Consider the following 17,286-nt stretch of genomic DNA (forward strand, 5'->3'; position numbering starts at 1 on the left):
CAGCTTATTAAATTCCCCATAATTATTAATCCGATTAAATATTCATGGGAATAAGAAAAAACCATCAAAACATATTATTTGAAATGTATAGCAGAAGAAAAACAACCATATTAATAATTAGATACCCCTTGGATTTATATTTTTTCAACACCTTGCAAACCAAATTTAATTTTCTAAACTTAATCGCGATGCAAGGACTTGCATCTAAAAACAGCGATTAACATTGGAGATTGTTATGAAAAAGAAATTCGCATTCCCTTTATTATTGTCACTGACTACGATTTTCAGCGCATATGCCTATTCAGAAACATCAAGTCTTAATGATAAAGAAGGCCCGCCAGTTAAATTCACCGAAACAGCCTTCGCCCAACTGGATGGAAGCAACAGCGTATTATCCGCTTCTGAAACGGGAGAAGCAGCGACACAAACTGGTGCGCTGCGAGCACCTGCACCACCGCTTAGTCGGATTGCTATCTATGCTGTCGGTTCATCAAACTGCAATTGGGAATATATGACCACTGTCGGCCAATTTTCAACAACGTGCGATCACGGAGGGGCACAACTTCGCGTTGCTGTACAGGAAATTGGCTATGGCGGTAATGCCATTGCCTGGATGAACTCTGGCCAATTAGCAAATTCTAAAAATTACCAGACTGACTCTATTTGTGTGGTAGGGACATCTTACGTTTTCCCTTGCCCCGTCGGTGGCACGGTTGTTGGATGGATGAAATATTACAACCTTGACGGTTCGCAGAACGGTATATTTAAATTCCAGGACACTTCAATCAATGCCCCCTGGAATACACTGTACACTCAGATCAGCATTAAATAATATCGTTTCATCCCTATAGATAAATAAAGGCCAATTTATATTTGGCCTTTTTCATTAGGCAGAAATATTAGCCTTTATTGTTTTATCCTGAAAACGAAGCAACGCATCAGCAGCACGTTGCAGGTTTTCTGCGCTCGACCTTTCATTACGCGATAACGCCCCATCAATCCCTTCCTGAATTTTGGAGAACACGTTCATAGGCTGGCGCGATGAAGCGGGTGCGGTGCCATCGTAAACGACTTTAGACAACGCGGTAGGAGCCATGAAACCCAACAATGATGACGATTCGTCGAGATCCATCTGTCCACTTTGGATCAGGCTATTTACGGCTTCGGTTAACGCTTGTGGCGTCATATTCGTGAAATCGTATTTCTTAATCTGAGTCGCGGAGGTAGAAGCGTTATTTGCACTCACCTCCTGCGTTTTCCCAGCTAAAACAGCTGCAAATGAGGCTTGATTACCAGCCCGAGCCGTTGAGTTAGCGATCGAAGCACGGTGTACAAAAAGGCCGTTCTCTCCAGTCTCAATTTTCATATCCTTCTCTCCTAGTCGTTGTGAATACTCAATGCATCCAAGCAAACGATATGTCAGCGCTTTCAGTATAGGATTCTCGATGAAAATGTCCCTATTTGATTGAAGGAATAGCGCCGTAAACGTCAACTTGCTCACATGTTCAGCGACATAAAAGCACCCTCCCCGCACAGTTTATGTGCACCTGAACGCATGGCAGGTATAATAAATACTCATACCTAGCGCCTACTTACAGAGGATCAATAATGAAAAAGCTAGCTATTGCTCTTTTTGCTCTACTGCCCATCACGCAAGCCGCCGCCACAGATTGTGGCAACGCCAACACACAGTTGGAGATGAGCCAGTGTGCTGCTGATGAATATAAAAAAGTGGATGGCGAGCTGAATCGGCTTTATCAGGATGTCGTAAAGCGGGTCGTTATTGAAGAACACAAAGCGTTGCTCAAGTCAGCCCAGAGAAAATGGATCGCGTATCGCGACGCTGACTGTGAGTTTCAGACTTTCCCGACAACCGGAGGATCGGTGCATGGCATGGTGTATTCCCAGTGCCTGACAGAGAAAACCGCCGAGCGCGTAAAAGAGTTCAAAACCATGCTACGTTGTGAAGAAGGGGATTTAAGCTGTCCACTTTAAGCCACTGCCAAGTGTGGAAAGCATCACAGACTAAATGCGGGGTAAGTGTTTGAATAGCGGTGGAGAGACAGGGGATTTGCCCCCCCCCGGTCGCGTTGCCCTACGCCAGTTTTCGAGACTGGCCCGCTCCGGCATCTCTCCGTTTAGCAGTTGCCATGATGCCTACTTTTACGGCATGTTAACAGCACCCGCCCTCGCCTTTAAATTCAAGTGACGACTGAACGAGCAATAACAATGATTAAATGGCCGTGGAAAAACACTCAACCTCAGGTGCAGACGCTTGAACACTGGCAAGCTGCGATTTCCATCCCGCTTCTCGCGCCTTTAAGCGACGAAGATCTCCAGCAACTGGTCGCTCTTGCCGATCAGTTTTTGAAGCAAAAGCGCCTGATTCCGTTGCAGGAGCTGGTGTTGACGGACATCATGCAGCAGCGCATCGCCCTGCTGTTTTCCCTGCCGGTGCTGTCGCTGGGAATGGATGCGCTGGATGGCTTCCATGAAGTTCTGATTTACCCCGGTCCGTTTATTGTTGAGGAAGAGTGGCAGGATGACATCGGGCTCGTGCATAAGGGGAAGATGGTGCAGTCCGGCCAAAGCTGGGATCAGGGGCCGATTATCCTCAACTGGCAGGAAGTGCAGGATTCCTTCGACCTCTCCGGTTTCAACCTCATCATTCATGAAGTCGCGCACAAGCTGGACATCCGCAGCAGCGGCGAGGCGACGGGCGTTCCCCTGATTCCGCTGCGTGAGATTGCTGCGTGGGAACAGCACCTGCACAGCGCGATGGATGCCTTACAGGAAGAAATCGATCTGGTGGGCGAAGAGGCCGCCAGCATGGATCCCTACGCCGTCCACGATCCGGCAGAGTGCTTTGCGGTGTTGTCGGAATATTTCTTCAGCGCCCCCGAACTTCTCGAAGAGCGTTTCCCCGATCTGTACCGCTGCTTCCAAAAGTTCTATCGACAGGATCCGCTCGCCCGTCTAAAAAGCTGGCAAAGCAGCACCAATTACCGTGCGCCATCCATTTACTAACTCATAAAAAAACAGCGAATTGTACACAGCCTAAACAGTCAGACGATAAAGCTGATTTTGCCGTTGACAGTACCGCGGGTGGCGGATATCATGCGCCCCGTTCACACGATTCCTCTGTAGTTCAGTCGGTAGAACGGCGGACTGTTAATCCGTATGTCACTGGTTCGAGTCCAGTCAGAGGAGCCAAATTTAGAAAATCCTGCTTAAGGAAACTTAAGCGGGATTTTTGTTTTTATCATTTTATTCAATACCTTCACGTGCAAAAGTATTTCCGGTGCACATTCCGTCTGTATCCCGCATTGGGGTGAATGTGGTGGTCAGATTCGGGGTCACGTTGGTTCGATGACGGGGTGACCCCCAAATATCTCTTAACGACGCAAAAATCCGCAACGTAAAACCATCCGCAAGACCTTTCAACGTTTCCGATTCTCACGGTCTGTACCTTCACGTTAAACCTACTTATGCTATGCAGAACAACAAAACCAAAATCGCGCTCATCAGGCTGTTTGACAGTATCAGGACAGTGGTAAGGAACGGAATTTCGGTTCCGTTTGATGCGAAAAACCGGGAGATGTTTCTCTTCCGCACGATAGACGAACTTGAACAGGCTCCCGTCAACCACGATTAAAGGCATGCCTGTTTAACAGAATAGAAAGAAACGTCAGAACCCGTCGATGAGGAAGTCTATTGCCGCCTTTACCTGAGTGCGGTACTGCGACGCATCACAAAACACCGCACCCAGTGCCTGGACAGGGATACTTGCCAGCTCGTGGGTCATTACGGCGTATTCTTTGCCGTCCGTCAGCCTGACGACGGGGACAAGACGATCCGGTCGGCGGCCTGCCGGATACTTTTCAATAGGGAGCAATGGGATCACTATCCGACGATTCAATTGCCCAATAATATCGCTCGTGACATCGAGCAACAGCGGGTAAACGACGCTTTTCCCGGTATTACCGTATACGGTGAATTGCATGGTTAAAACGTCCTGTATTCATCGCTGAAACAACCCTGCTCATCATGAAAACGATTTAGTGCTGCGAGAGCCTCCCTGTTTTCTTCCTGCCATTTTTTCGCTTCATGACGGCGAAGCTCCGCATCCAAGGCGGTTGACAGAGTAGCACTCAGATTGATGCCCGCCTCACGCGCTCTTACCAGTAAGGCACGCTCTACTGTCATGGTCACGCTCTGCGTGTTGCGTTGTTTCGCGGTCATGGTTTCTCTCCTGTATGAAATACGTGCCTGCATGAAATACGTGCGCATTACACGGCACAATACACTTATCATAACACCAAAAACAGGCTCTGCTACCGTTGCAGTCCTGCAAACCTCACAGTCAGTCGTCATACCTGAGCCATCGTTTACAGCAATCATTGAAGGTTTTCAGCATCGGGATCTGGTCGATGTCGCCGTCTTCGTTTTCCTTCTCTAAGGTTGTATAGAAAATAGCTGTCGTGCCGTGCTCGCCTTTGCGAACCTGCCCACCGACTGCCTGTGCTTGTTTGTAGGTCATCCAGCGTGAATCACCGAAGCCCTGTTCTGACGCACTGCAACCCAGACATGCCTGGCACTCGTTTCCACGGGCAAGACCATGGTTTTACACCGGCTTCAAGCGCAGCAATGATGTTGTTGGTGACAGTCTGATAAATATCGGTTTTGGCTTTAGAAAATTTCGTTTTTGAGGAGCCTGACTGCTCCAGCGGGGATACGCTGGTCGCCGCTGCGGTGTTAGGGGCGCTAGTCTGGGTATGCAGGGAAGTCGTCATGTTTTTTCTCCGTCAGTGGTGTGAATTTCGTCTTCGTATCGCCTGACGGTTCGCTTTCCCGGCATCGTTCTGTACTGCAAGGGCGCAGAATGCGTGCCATTTACCCTTGCGGGACGGGTTGTGTTGGGAAACGATTAACCGGAAGCTGATACGGGAATGGAAATCACGCGGGAGAAAAAACTGCCCCTGTATAGTCGGGCGTAGCGCCCCTTAGGCCGCAGCGGTGAAATGGGTTTGAGAAGTTGAATTTTGTTTCATTAACTCATATCTGAGCTGGTGGTACTCTGAAGTAGAACTCTCTGAGAAAAATGTCACGTTGTGCCGTTACTGATGTTGGCTCAAATTGTAAATCTAAAAAAGCGGATGGTTCAGTTCTGAGGGGGTACTTACAATATCACTATAGGATGAGAAATAAGGTGATTTATTCCTGATCGCTACCAAAAATTCGTTTATTCAACAAATCCTCTAACACCTTAGGATAGAATAATTCATTACAGAAAGCATAAATACTTTTACTAAGCACTCATTCATATCAATATTCAATCCACTGACAATCCAGCCAATAAACATGGCATGCAATTATAGAACTTTCAATCAGTTACTATACCCTACAAAAAACTAAAAAAACGTGATGCCCACTAAAAAAACAGCATACAAAACATAACATTTTTATTCACATATAAAACCCCATTAGATATAATGCTAAGAGGCATACCCACTATTATTATCATAACATAACGTATATACAGTTAAAACCATTGGTGAAAATATGTACTTATCAAAGCTAAAAATTAAAAATTTCAGACAATTCGAAGATTTTTCTTTAGAGCTAAATAAAGGACTTAATTTACTTGTTGGTGAAAACAATGCAGGGAAGAGTTCTGTCATCGATGCTATTCGGATTGTTCTTGATACTACGTCTGTGGAATGGGTGAGTATAAAGAGTACTGACTTTCTCAGTGGCAAAAATGAGTTATATATTCAATTGAAATTTGAAGATCTGTCAGTCCGTGAGCTAGGCTTATTTTTAGAGCATTTAACTAATGAAGAAGTAACAACTGAATTAAACAAGTGCTGTTTATATATAAATCTCTCAGCGATTATAACAACTAATCCATTCAAAAAAACTCAATTTATTAAGACGGAAATTCGCTCTGGTTCGAATAATGATGGTCCAGCCATAGAACGAGATATCAGAGAATATCTTGCTTCAACATATTTGAAACCTCTACGCGATGCTGAGGTTGAACTATCAGCTGGGCGAACCTCGAGACTTTCGCAAATTTTAGGAAGTAATGTCAGTTTAGCCGGAGATGAAGGAGCGACCCAGCGAATCATTGAGTTACTAATTCACGCCACACAGGCTATTCAAAATGACTATTCGATCCAAATGACTCAAGAGAAAATCTCATCACTTCTAAACTCATTAACATTTAAATCCAATATATTTACACCCTTTTTAAGTTTATTGGGAAGCAAAGAATACACTGACATGAGCGCCCCTGAGAAAGCATTTGCACTCAAATCCATATTGGAAAAATTATCACTTGAACTCAACACCTCAGGAATTAAGCATGGATTAGGATATAACAGCCTATTATTTATGGCTACAGAGCTAATGCTAATTCGTCAGGAGGAAGATCAATATTCACTTTTACTAGTTGAGGAACCAGAAGCTCATCTTCATCCTCAGCTACAGTTGAAATTTATTAAATATCTTCGGACTGAAAATAATAAACTTCAATGTATTCTATCCACCCATAGCCCTGTGCTTTCATCAAAAGCCCCATTGGAAAGTTTAATTTTAATGCAAGATGGAAAAGCCTTTCCGCTAAGAAAAGGATGCACTGCCCTAAGTGGTGATGACTATATATTTCTTGAAAAATTTTTAGACTCAACTAAGGCAAATATGTTTTTTGCAAGAGGTGTATTGATTGTTGAGGGAATTGCAGAGATGGTGTTAATCCCTAAAATAGCTGAATTAATAGGGCGACCACTGGAAGATTATGCCGTATCATTGGTTAATGTTAATGGTTTATCCAGAAAGAGGTACGCTAAAGTTTATCGTTCTAACTCCGCTTCATTGTCTCCCTCTTATCTCCCAATTAAAGTGGCGTGTGTTACTGATTTAGATCTATGGCCAAATGAAGCTGAAGCAACGACTTCAAATAGTTATGGATTTAAACAAAAAATACAGCCTAACGAAACTACCGGCCGAGGGGGAAACCTTCAACATTGGCTTAATGAGTTGACTTCAGAACAAATAAGCCAGAAAAAATTTACTAAAGCCGAATTCGATGGAGATCTTGTTAAAACATTTATATCAAATGATTGGACATTTGAGTTCTGTCTTGCCAAATATGGACTAAGTGAAGAACTATATGAAGCCCTCCATGGTAACCTTGTAGGCTATGAAAACCTTAGCAGTGATGTACAAATAAAATCTGTTCAGTTATATGGTGAAATTGAAAGCAAAGGCGATGGAAAAAGCGAAGTAAGTTATCGTCTAGCAAATATTTTATCGAAATATAGCGAGCGGCCTTCAGAATTAAAATCTAAACTACCTCCTTATATTATAGAGGCAATTGAATACGTGACAGAAGCATTCCCTAATGAAGAGGCGATGCCAATTGAACATTGAAATTAGTGAAAGAGACATCAACGATGTAGAGCGAGAGTTAAATCTGTCATTTGATGATGCCCGACGGGAGATAATACAATCATATAATGATGTCCAGGCTTGTCCCGGTAGCGGTAAAACAACAATGGTAGCAGCCAAGTTGTTAATTATTGCAAAAAAGTGGAAGAGTTTACATCAAGGCGTATGCGTCCTAACACATACTAATGTAGCTAAAAAAGAAATTATAGAACGTCTCCATACGAGTATTCATGGTAGGAAGTTATTAGCGTCACCACACTTTATTGGTACTATTCAAGAGTTTGTTAATAAATTCATAGCAATACCTTATCTTCGATCTCAAGGATTTAAAATAACACACATCGATGATGAAATATGTTGTGCGAGAGGATGGCATCTTCTTAATCGAGGAACAAAAAATTATCTTGAACGAAATAGAATAACATCTATTCAAGATATGCAATATAAGTTTATAGATGCTGGCCTTAAACTTAACATCCCTGGTTTCCTTAGAGAATCACAATCGAACAGTTATCAAGATTTAATAAATGCCAAAAATACACTGATAAAAGAAGGTTACTTCTTTTATCACGAAATGTATGAAATATCAAAAGACTATATCCATTGCAACCCTGATATTATAAAAGCAATTCAATCTCATTTCCCCATCATTTTTATCGACGAAATGCAAGATACTCAAAAGTTTCAGGATGAATTTTTAAACACAATCTTTCTGAATGATAAAGTTAAGATGCAACGATTTGGCGATCCTGACCAAGCTATTTACGGAACTAATGAGGAAGAGAACCAAACCTATAACCACTCAGTGTTAGATAAAGTGGAGAATAGTCATCGTTTTAATAACTCCATCGCATCAATTGCTAGAAACCTAAGTTATAATCGCATAAACTTAACGTCAGAAATCGCCCATCCTAGCCAATCACTAAATACAATCTTCCTTGTTGATGATAACTCACGCACTAATGTATTTGAGCACTTCGCTAACTTATGTTCACATGCAGTTCCGATTGACTGTGAATACCCGATAAAATCCGTTGGTGCTGTTGGTAAAAAAAAGGAAAACTCTTTAACAATTTGCAGTTATTATGATAGTTTTGATAAGACTGGTTCAACAGTAGCGTTTAAAAATACCAAGCTAATTCAATATATATATGCTGCTCGCCAACTTAATCGTAATAGCGAATCCTACCGTTTAATCCTTGAAGGTATTTCTCACTTTGGGAAAATATCCAATTCTAAAATCACCATGCAAGATGGTGCACAATTTGACATATCCGTTGCGAACATAAAGAAACATCTTAAATTATCTTCAATATTTGTTGATTTTAACTTGTTGGTAATGTCCCTAATGGCAAACGAAATATCTAGAGACACTTGGGCGAATTCTGTTCCTATATTATTATCTTATCTAGGGATAAATGTCTCTAATCAAGATCAATTTTTTTTATCTTTTGAAAATGATGTAATAAATAACACCCCATCAAGTTCGACTAGAAATAGCATCTCTATTGAAGTAGACGGAAGAATCATAGAGAATCAAATTGCAACAATTCACTCTGTAAAAGGGGAGACACATGCTGCAACTTTACTTCTAGAGACAAAATATCATACTGATGATATCACCACCTTAATTGATTATATTCTTTCAGAAAACATAGCACAACCGACAGAAACCAGGAAAAAGAAATTCATGAAGCAAATATATGTCGCGTTGACGAGGCCTAAATATTTGCTATGCATTGCAATGAATAAATCAGGATTTCCGATTGAGCACATTTCCAAGCAAGAGTTTGCAGGTTGGAATATTTGCGATTTAACCTGATTAGAATGTTACCATCTCATTCAGCGAATGCTACAGATAACCCCATGGCAACAGCAATTTTGGTCTAAGGAGAAACCAGCAGTATGGAAATAAAAGAGAAATTAGAAGCAAGACATTTTTGTAATTCCTTATTACAGTAATCACAATAGTATTAGTCTGAATACTCAAACAGGCCCGTTATGTTAAGAGTACACAGAATAGTTCATCCTGTTTAGCTTATTTATTAGCCAGTTACTGGCAAAGGCGATCCCAGTTAGGGAGCCAAATTTAGAAAATCCCGCTTAAGGAAACTTAAGCGGGATTTTTGTTTTTATCACTTAATTCAATAAATTCATGTGGAAAGCATTCCGGTTCGCGTTAACCCGGCCCTTCACTGCCGGCCGCCAGCAGGGGAACCAGCACATCACTGATAGGAACGGGAATGCCGTGAGCGTGGCCGTAGCGCTGTATCACGCCGTTGCGGATATCCCACTCCATCGGGCGATTGGCCTGACGGTCAGCGAGAATAGATGTGCCTAAATCGGCAGGCGCACGCTGAAAATTATCCACAATTTCCTGCGCAACCCCATCGTCCAGCACGGCTCCCTCGGCACGGGCGACAGCAAGACACTCGTGCAGATACGCCAGAGCCAGCGCTTTGATATCCTCACGCGAAAACATTCCGGCGCGGCGATTCGCTAGCACCATCAGGCCCGCGACCGCATTTTGCAGCAGTTTGCGCCATGCGACGGATAAAAAATCCGCAGACAACTCAACCGCGCAGCACGTGCCGCTCAGCGCATCAATCACCCGTTTTGCCTGTGGGACATCCGGCAGCGTCAGACGCGGTTTGGCGCGCAGCCAGACTGAAGCATCCGGCTCGCGCTGAGCCGGAAACCAGACCACTGAAGGCAACACCGTTGCTCCATTGACCCAAGGTTCAAGCTGGGCTTTCTGTTCGACGCCGTTTTGCAAAGCGCAGACCACCGTATTTTCATCGCATAACGCACTCAACCACCCTGCGCTGTCGACGTTTTGAGTAGTTTTCACTGCGACAAAAACCAGACTGAAAGGATGGTCGATCGCCGTCGGATCGCTTAACACCGGACCTGGTACAACAATTTCGCCCCCATCGTGACGCAAAAGTAACGTTGAATGTGCGGAACGCCCGCAAAGTAGCGGCGTGCGACCCACTTCATGCAGTGCCGCAGCGATGGTCGTACCAATCGCACCAGGCCCAATCAGCGCAATAGCCGGATAGTCAGACATCGGTAGCCCTCCTGATTCGCTTAACCCATAATCAGTGCGCCGGCGACAATCACCACGCACGCCAGTATTTTTCTTAACGTCAATGCTTCGTCGAAAAACCAATAACCAAGATAGATATCAGCACCTATCTGACGATGAAACGGTGATGTTTACCCAACCAGAGAAGCATGCCGGGTTCTGGATTAACCATTGCCAGTTCATCCGTTTCTTTATGCGTATTGACCCTTACTGCTCCAGAGCGAATTAACCTCCGCAGCTCAGAGCGACTCATGTCGGCAAGCGCCTGACTACAAAAATCAATCAGTACCAGCGGTGCTTGCCCATCAACAATGAGTGGAAGATGGTCCTCTTCAGTGGGATTATGACGCTGAAATACCCGCTCAAAATGTTTGCCAGCAGCGTCAGCGGCTTCCGCGTCATGGTAGATACCTACTATCTGGTGTGCCAGATCCTTTTTAATAAGAATGGGATTTTTCCCTCGTTCCATCTGCTCTCTGACCTCAATGATATATTCTGCCGAAACATTCGTGGCCAGGCTGAAATAACTGATAATAAGCTGATCGGGTAACGACATGATCTTCCCATACATCTCTTCAGGGCTATCCGTTAATGCGATATAGTTCCCTTTCGATTTACTCATCTTATCTTTGCCGTCCAAACCTTCCAGTAGAGGCATCGTGATGACCGCCTGCCCCTCACTGCCGAAAGACTCCTGCAACATGCGTCCTACCATGTTATTAAAGAGTTGATCCGTACCACCAAGCTCAATGTCCGCGTTGATCATCACAGAGTCATAGCCTTGAAGGATCGGATACAGGAGCTCATGCAGATGAATAGGTGAAGATGCGGCATATCGCGTTTTAAAATCATCACGCTGCATCATTTGAGCTAGCGTGACGCGGGAAATCAGCCCAAGAATTTCAGAAAAGGGCATTTTTCTAAACCAGTCCGAATTGCGACGCACCTGTATACGCGAAGTATCAATAATTCGGCCGAGTTGATCGAGATAGGTCTGACTATTAAGAGCGATTTGCTTTTCACTTAATGGCGGGCGCAGCTTGTTACGACCTGTTGGATCGCCAATAGAGGCAGTAAAGTCGCCAATGATAATGACAATACCGTGACCAGCATCCTGAAATTGTTTTAATTTGCGTAATACCACAGCATGCCCGAGATGAAGATCGGGTGCGGTAGGGTCGAACCCAAGCTTAATGATAAGCTTGCGATTCTCTTTCGCGGCCAGCTCAAGCTTCTTTTCAAGCCCATTAGAGGGCTCCATGATGGCAATGTTTGAAGCCAAGACGTCAATATTATTATTCGTTTTCATTGATACTCTCAGTTAAGTTAACAAACATTTAACGACTATTGGCGTATATTTCTGTCAAACCAGAATGGTTGCCTATACCGACCAACAGTATCCTTCCACCAATCTTACCCCTGTGACTCAGGCAGTAACATTGACAAAACCATGTAAAAAGAAGGGATATTCGATATTTTCGGAAATATAGCTTTAAAGGATTGTTGGAGGTCAATACAAAATGGCAGAACCCGTTGCGAACCGCTTTATTAAACCCTAACGTGAGCATTATTCTTCACCCATTGGGTATTCATTGTTTTGATTGACGAGGGAAAATGGAACGTTTGTTTGTCTACGGGACGCTGCGTCCGGGTCACGAAAATGCCTATATTTTGGAAAACATCGGTGGGGACTGGCTACCGGGTTACGTAACAGGCACGTTTTATGAGCGTGGCTGGGGTGCCGCCGCGGATTTTCCGGGGATCGTGCTGGATGAGCACGGGCCGCGCGTCAACGGTTACCTGTTTTTGTCCGCTAATCTTGAGGCGCACTGGCCAATGCTGGATGAATTTGAAGAGGGCTACGATCGCGTTGAGGTTGTGGTTACCACGGCGGAAGACCAGCAGGTTACGGCATGGGTTTATCAGTTGCAGCCACAAACAGGCCAGTACGCGGGATAGTAAGCTACGTTCCCTGCCCTGACCTGCCCCCAGCAAGGGACCACATTTAAGAATCCCGCATCAGGAAACCGAAGCTGGATTTTTGTTTTAGCATCGTATGACAGTTGGCTAAGATTGAAGCGAATACAGCAACACTCGCCTTACAAGGAACTAAACGAGGACAGTTTAACTTCTTAAGAACGAAAGGCAGGGCGAGCTTTTCCGTTTTAGTTTTATCATAAAGTTATGCAGTTATTCACAATTAACCAGTTGAATTAAAAGTATAAATATTATTTAACAGGGTTCACTGCAACAGCGCCGATCCAGACCATACATCAAGTCATGAAGATGGCTCATGTCTATTGAAATTAAATCACTTTTACTCACGCAATGACTCTGGCATAAATTGTGCACTACTATAGACAAGATGAAACCTGCAAAATTATAAGACCTAAAAACCTTGGAAAAACAAGCAATAAATTCAGGTTTTATAGCAAGAATTAGGATGCTAGATCGCGATGAATAAGAATTTTACCTTTACGATTAAGAACACGTGTTTCGATGAGAATTATAACCCCTCCGAAAACACGCGTATCACGACCAACTTTGCGAACTTGGCGAGAGGAAAAAACCGCCAGGAGAACTTGCGCAACGCGTTAACGATGATTGACAATCGTTTCAATTCTCTGGCGAGTTGGGATAACCCCAAAGGGGATCGCTATTCTGTCGAACTCGATATCATTTCCGTTGAGGTTGATATTGAAGGCAATGGCGACAGCTTCCCAGTCATTGAAATACTGAAAACCAATATTGTTGATAAAAAAACTAACGAGCGCATTGAAGGCATAGTAGGAAACAATTTCTCCTCCTACGTGCGAGATTATGACTTTAGCGTATTGCTGGCAGATCATAATAAGAATCACCCCGGATTTAGCACCCCAGATGACTTTGGCGATCTGCATGGCAATCTATTTAAATGCTTCGTTAATTCAAATACTTACAAAGATAATTTTAGTAAAGCACCGGTTATATGCCTAAGTGTTTCAAGTAAAAACACCTATCATCGGACTGGAAATCAGCATCCCGTATTAGGTGTCGAATACCAGCAAGATGAATATTCATTGACCGATCAATACTTCCATAAAATGGGGTTACAGGCTCGCTATTTTATGCCACCAAATAGTGTCGCGCCTTTGGCTTTCTATTTTTCTGGTGATTTATTGAGTGATTATACGAATCTTGAGTTGATCAGTACCATCAGCACGATGGAGACTTTTCAAAAGATTTACCGACCTGAGATTTACAATGCGAATTCTGCAGCAGGTCTGTGCTATCAGCCAAGCCTGAACCATCAGGATCATTCATTCACTCAAATTGTTTACGATCGAGAAGAACGTAGCCTGTTGGCTATCGAGCAGGGAAAGTTTACTGAGAAAAACTTCATCAAACCATACCAAGCTATTCTTGAGCAATGGTCTGCTAATTACGTTCTTTGATTAACCAAACACACAAGGTCACCGATTATTATGAAAATATTGTTACCCACCTCAACGGCTGGCAGTTTACCTAAACCCTCTTGGCTGGCGCAGCCTGAGACACTGTGGTCACCCTGGAAATTGCAAGGCGATGAATTAATTGAGGGCAAACAAGATGCGCTACGTTTGAGCCTGGCAGATCAACAACAGGCAGGGATTGATATTGTCAGCGATGGCGAGCAGACGCGCCAACATTTTGTCACGACGTTTATTGAGCACCTCAGCGGCGTTGATTTTGAGAAACGTGAGATCGTTAAAATCCGCAATCGCTATGATGCGAGTGTACCGACAGTCATTGGTGCCGTAGTTCGCCAAAAGCCCGTTTTTGTTGAAGATGCCAAGTTTTTACGTCAGCAAACCACGCAACCCATTAAATGGGCGTTACCGGGTCCCATGACGATGATCGATACGCTCTATGATAGCCACTATAAGAGCCGCGAAAAACTCGCCTGGGAATTCGCCAAAATTCTCAATCAAGAAGCCAAAGAGTTAGAGGCTGCGGGTGTCGATATTATCCAATTTGATGAGCCTGCATTTAATGTTTTCTTTGATGAGGTGAATGATTGGGGAATTGCCGCTTTAGAAAGAGCCGTTGAAGGGCTTAAATGTGAAACTGCGGTGCATATTTGCTATGGCTATGGCATCAAAGCGAATACCGATTGGAAAAAGACGCTGGGCTCCGAGTGGCGGCAATATGAAGAAATTTTTCCTAAGCTGCAAAAATCGGCGATTGATATCATTTCACTGGAATGCCAGAACTCACGTGTTCCAATGGATCTTATTGAACTCATTCGCGGTAAAAAAGTGATGGTAGGTGCCATTGACGTGGCAACCAATACCATTGAGACACCAGAGGAAGTCGCCGATACGCTACGTAAAGCGCTTCAGTTTGTGGATGCCGACAAGCTCTATCCTTCTACCAACTGTGGCATGACCCCTTTATCTCGCCGCGTCGCAAGAGGCAAACTCAATGCGTTAAGTGCGGGTGCGGAAATCGTCCGAAGAGAACTCTTGGCTAAATAACATCGCATGGGTTTATCAGTTACTGCCACAAACAGGTCAGTACATGGCATAGATAAAATACGTTCACTGCCCTAACCTGTCCCAGTCAGGAAACCAAATGTAGAAATCCCGCGTCAGGAAACTGACAGCGGGATTTTTTTAGCCTCTTATGACGGTCAGCTAAATGGGACGCGGACACAACACCACTCACCTTCCATCCTGTTCAAAAGGCTCTCAACAAACGCTACTCATTGCCCCATTGATTCAGGAACGTCGCGATATCATCAATACGATGCTCATCAATACCGGCCTCACTGGCCATCTCTTTCTGCGACTCTTCACTGATCTCTTCGTTATTCATTAAGCGGGTGATCAGCAGTTGGAAATAGTGCGCCAGAGCGTCACGTTCCGACTCACTCACCGGTTTTTCAGATTCCGTCGAATACTCATCCGTGATGTCATAAAATTTAAGCGGTACTTCATTGCTCATAAGTCGTCCCCAGGAGTTAAGGTCTATGTCTGTTGATGCTCGTATCATCTGGTCTGGATAATACCATTCTTATTTCGTTTTTTGTCATCCATACAGTGGCAGTTGGAAAAACGGAAAATATCTTAGGTTTAGCGCAACGGATGTCCGATGCTCATTTCACAGGACAGGAGCTGACTAGTGCTATACTTGATGTTATTTCTTGTTGTTACAACAGGGAGTTAACCATCTTGTCCAGGAAAAAATATATTAGTGCGATTGTATTGATTGTGGCTTGCACCACTGCACTTTTCACCGCATAGCTCTTCCATGAAGTTCGTAATTTACAGAATTATATGGGGTATGTAGCCGAAAATGGCAAATCGGCCCTGTTCCATGAAGAGTCCATCAATCAGAATATTGCCACCCGACTTTCACGGGCGTTTTTTTCCAGGACATCTCCAGACAACCATACCGATGCTGAACTGGCAGAGATATGTCAGCACGTTGAAACTGAAGGCAGCATATCCGGGTTCAACCTTGTGGCAAAAACCATGAATAACCTTGAAGGCACCTTTCAGACACTGAACACATCGTGTGAAGAATGGGATCGAGACATTGGTGCGTTGTCCGTTATTCACAGAGCGGAGAGCAATGCATTACCGAAGTACAGTTTTTCAAACTATACCAATTATGCCTTCAAGAATATCAGATACTACATCGACCTTTCACATAACTATATTTATATCAACCGACGGGTCGATACGCGTAACTATACATTCAATAACTGGTTAGTGAACAATGGTAGCAGAATCAATATAGCGCGCAGCGCACACACCATCACTATTGATGATAATGCATTGGATGACCTCATTCGGGGTGAAAATATTGTTTCTCATATTTATCAGGATGGTTACACCAAGAATAATATTATCAGCATGCTTACTCCGGTATTCCTGAGTGATAAGGTGAAAGGTATCCTGATTACCGACGTTAATATTAACGATCTTGTAGTTTCTTTTAAAACAGTCGATCGCCCACTGCTCTGGAAATTTCTTTCTCTTTATGTGACTGACAATGCAACCGGTGCAAATATTATTTTTCATAAGCCGAGTATAAAATCTTTTGATTTAATCAATCACGACGATACTATCACTCAGTATTACACCCTCCATATTAAGCTGGATGCTATCTATGTCATTATTGCTAATATCTGGCTGGTCTTATTTTACGCTCTGATAACCTGGGTATTATGTCGATACGCCAGTAAACAGCTAAAAAGACAAGAATCGCTTTCCAGAGATAACGTTACGGACGCGATGACCGGTCTGTATAATAGAAAAATCATTACTCCAGAGCTTGAGCAAAAAATTCGTACGCTCGTTGGCAGGAACATCCCCGTCACCGTGATTGCGATTGACAGTGATGGACTGAAAAGAATAAACGATTCTCTCGGCCACCACATGGGTGACAAAGCAATACAATATCTGGGTTTAGCGCTGGGGAATGCCATTCGCAAAAGTGATTACGGCATACGGCTTGGGGGAGATGAATTCTGTTTGGTCCTTATTGATTATTCGCTGACAAAATCCCGTGACGTCATTGCCCGTGCGCAAGAGCATTTGCTCACCATTGATAAAGAAAAACTGGTGGCCTTTTCCTGGGGCGCTCATCAGCTACATCAGGGCGACACGCTGGAAGTGGCTATGCTGAAAGCAGACGAATTACTCTATCAGCATAAACGCAGCAAATATGAAGAGCGTAAATAAAGGGAAAATAAGGAGAGAAGAAACTGCCTGTTTCTC

At 43.8% G+C, this 17,286-nt stretch carries 14 protein-coding genes, 2 tRNA genes and 2 pseudogenes; 10 read left to right on the forward strand and 8 right to left on the reverse strand.

Going from position 1 to position 17,286, the window contains the following annotated elements:
• Nucleotides 1-235 precede the first annotated feature (235 nt).
• On the forward strand, nt 236-832 hold the full coding sequence (locus BUB06_RS13305) for a YolA family protein (protein WP_039473470.1): 597 nt from the start codon (nt 236-238) through the stop codon (nt 830-832).
• A gap of 54 nt (nt 833-886) precedes the next feature.
• Here BUB06_RS13305 and BUB06_RS13310 read toward each other — a convergent pair whose 3' ends face one another.
• Complete coding sequence (locus tag BUB06_RS13310) at nt 887-1,366, reverse strand: hypothetical protein (RefSeq protein WP_039473879.1); 480 nt, start codon at nt 1,364-1,366, stop codon at nt 887-889.
• A 242-nt stretch (nt 1,367-1,608) separates the two neighbouring features.
• Between BUB06_RS13310 and BUB06_RS13315 the strand changes: the two genes are divergently transcribed.
• The gene (locus tag BUB06_RS13315; protein ID WP_039473473.1) at nt 1,609-1,995 is read left to right on the forward strand and encodes a lysozyme inhibitor LprI family protein; all 387 of its coding nucleotides are present in this window, start codon (nt 1,609-1,611) and stop codon (nt 1,993-1,995) included.
• A gap of 60 nt (nt 1,996-2,055) precedes the next feature.
• On the opposite strand, the gene BUB06_RS22150 is transcribed toward BUB06_RS13315, so the two are convergent.
• Nucleotides 2,056-2,136: transfer RNA gene (locus tag BUB06_RS22150), tRNA-Ser, on the reverse strand.
• A 93-nt stretch (nt 2,137-2,229) separates the two neighbouring features.
• Between BUB06_RS22150 and mtfA the strand changes: the two genes are divergently transcribed.
• Together mtfA and BUB06_RS13325 are read left to right on the forward strand one after the other, a co-directional pair.
• Complete coding sequence (gene mtfA, locus BUB06_RS13320; protein WP_010307981.1) at nt 2,230-3,027, forward strand: DgsA anti-repressor MtfA; 798 nt, start codon at nt 2,230-2,232, stop codon at nt 3,025-3,027.
• A 110-nt stretch (nt 3,028-3,137) separates the two neighbouring features.
• Nucleotides 3,138-3,213 (forward strand) — tRNA-Asn (locus tag BUB06_RS13325).
• Between the two features lie 475 nt (nt 3,214-3,688).
• Here the strand turns inward: BUB06_RS13325 and BUB06_RS13335 are convergent.
• From BUB06_RS13335 to BUB06_RS13345, 3 genes and pseudogenes are all read right to left on the reverse strand, one after another.
• Nucleotides 3,689-4,003 carry a CcdB family protein gene (locus BUB06_RS13335; RefSeq protein ID WP_039360030.1) on the reverse strand — a complete coding sequence of 105 codons (315 nt, stop codon included), beginning with the start codon at nt 4,001-4,003 and terminating at the stop codon, nt 3,689-3,691.
• 2 nt (nt 4,004-4,005) lie between these two features.
• Complete coding sequence (locus tag BUB06_RS13340; protein ID WP_039473880.1) at nt 4,006-4,242, reverse strand: type II toxin-antitoxin system CcdA family antitoxin; 237 nt, start codon at nt 4,240-4,242, stop codon at nt 4,006-4,008.
• A gap of 160 nt (nt 4,243-4,402) precedes the next feature.
• Nucleotides 4,403-4,793: pseudogene (locus tag BUB06_RS13345) on the reverse strand (ArdC-like ssDNA-binding domain-containing protein); the annotation flags it as partial.
• Nucleotides 4,794-5,562: 769 nt separating this feature from the next.
• On the opposite strand from BUB06_RS13345, the gene BUB06_RS13350 reads away from it, so the two are divergent.
• Nucleotides 5,563-7,434, forward strand: coding sequence for an ATP-dependent nuclease (locus tag BUB06_RS13350; protein WP_039473476.1), 1,872 nt, complete (start codon nt 5,563-5,565; stop codon nt 7,432-7,434).
• Complete coding sequence (locus BUB06_RS13355) at nt 7,424-9,274, forward strand: UvrD-helicase domain-containing protein (RefSeq protein ID WP_199689747.1); 1,851 nt, start codon at nt 7,424-7,426, stop codon at nt 9,272-9,274. Before BUB06_RS13350 ends, BUB06_RS13355 begins: the two co-directional genes overlap by 11 nt.
• 357 nt (nt 9,275-9,631) lie before the next feature.
• Here BUB06_RS13355 and BUB06_RS13360 read toward each other — a convergent pair whose 3' ends face one another.
• On the reverse strand, nt 9,632-10,522 hold the full coding sequence (locus BUB06_RS13360; RefSeq protein WP_039473479.1) for an oxidoreductase: 891 nt from the start codon (nt 10,520-10,522) through the stop codon (nt 9,632-9,634).
• A gap of 124 nt (nt 10,523-10,646) precedes the next feature.
• Nucleotides 10,647-11,849, reverse strand: a complete 1,203-nt coding sequence (tyrS, locus tag BUB06_RS13365) for a tyrosine--tRNA ligase (RefSeq protein WP_039473482.1) — start codon at nt 11,847-11,849, stop codon at nt 10,647-10,649.
• A gap of 305 nt (nt 11,850-12,154) precedes the next feature.
• Between tyrS and BUB06_RS13370 the strand changes: the two genes are divergently transcribed.
• The 3 genes from BUB06_RS13370 (at nt 12,155) to BUB06_RS13380 (ending at nt 15,036) form a co-directional block, all read left to right on the forward strand.
• Entirely contained in the window at nt 12,155-12,499 is a 345-nt protein-coding gene (locus BUB06_RS13370) for a gamma-glutamylcyclotransferase family protein (RefSeq protein ID WP_039473485.1), read from the forward strand.
• 497 nt (nt 12,500-12,996) lie between these two features.
• The gene (locus BUB06_RS13375; protein WP_010298740.1) at nt 12,997-13,974 is read left to right on the forward strand and encodes a DUF1852 domain-containing protein; all 978 of its coding nucleotides are present in this window, start codon (nt 12,997-12,999) and stop codon (nt 13,972-13,974) included.
• 30 nt (nt 13,975-14,004) lie between these two features.
• On the forward strand, nt 14,005-15,036 hold the full coding sequence (locus tag BUB06_RS13380; protein ID WP_039357231.1) for a methionine synthase: 1,032 nt from the start codon (nt 14,005-14,007) through the stop codon (nt 15,034-15,036).
• A gap of 223 nt (nt 15,037-15,259) precedes the next feature.
• On the opposite strand, the gene BUB06_RS13385 is transcribed toward BUB06_RS13380, so the two are convergent.
• Nucleotides 15,260-15,505 (reverse strand): YmjA family protein, encoded by a 246-nt coding sequence (locus tag BUB06_RS13385; protein ID WP_039473488.1) that lies wholly within the window; start codon nt 15,503-15,505, stop codon nt 15,260-15,262.
• Nucleotides 15,506-15,816: 311 nt separating this feature from the next.
• Here BUB06_RS13385 and dgcJ point away from each other — a divergent pair.
• Nucleotides 15,817-17,250: pseudogene (dgcJ, locus tag BUB06_RS13390) on the forward strand (diguanylate cyclase DgcJ); the annotation flags it as partial.
• Nucleotides 17,251-17,286: the final 36 nt, after the last annotated feature.

The sequence above is a fragment of the Pectobacterium carotovorum genome, assembly GCF_900129615.1.
Taxonomy (GTDB): domain Bacteria; phylum Pseudomonadota; class Gammaproteobacteria; order Enterobacterales; family Enterobacteriaceae; genus Pectobacterium; species Pectobacterium carotovorum.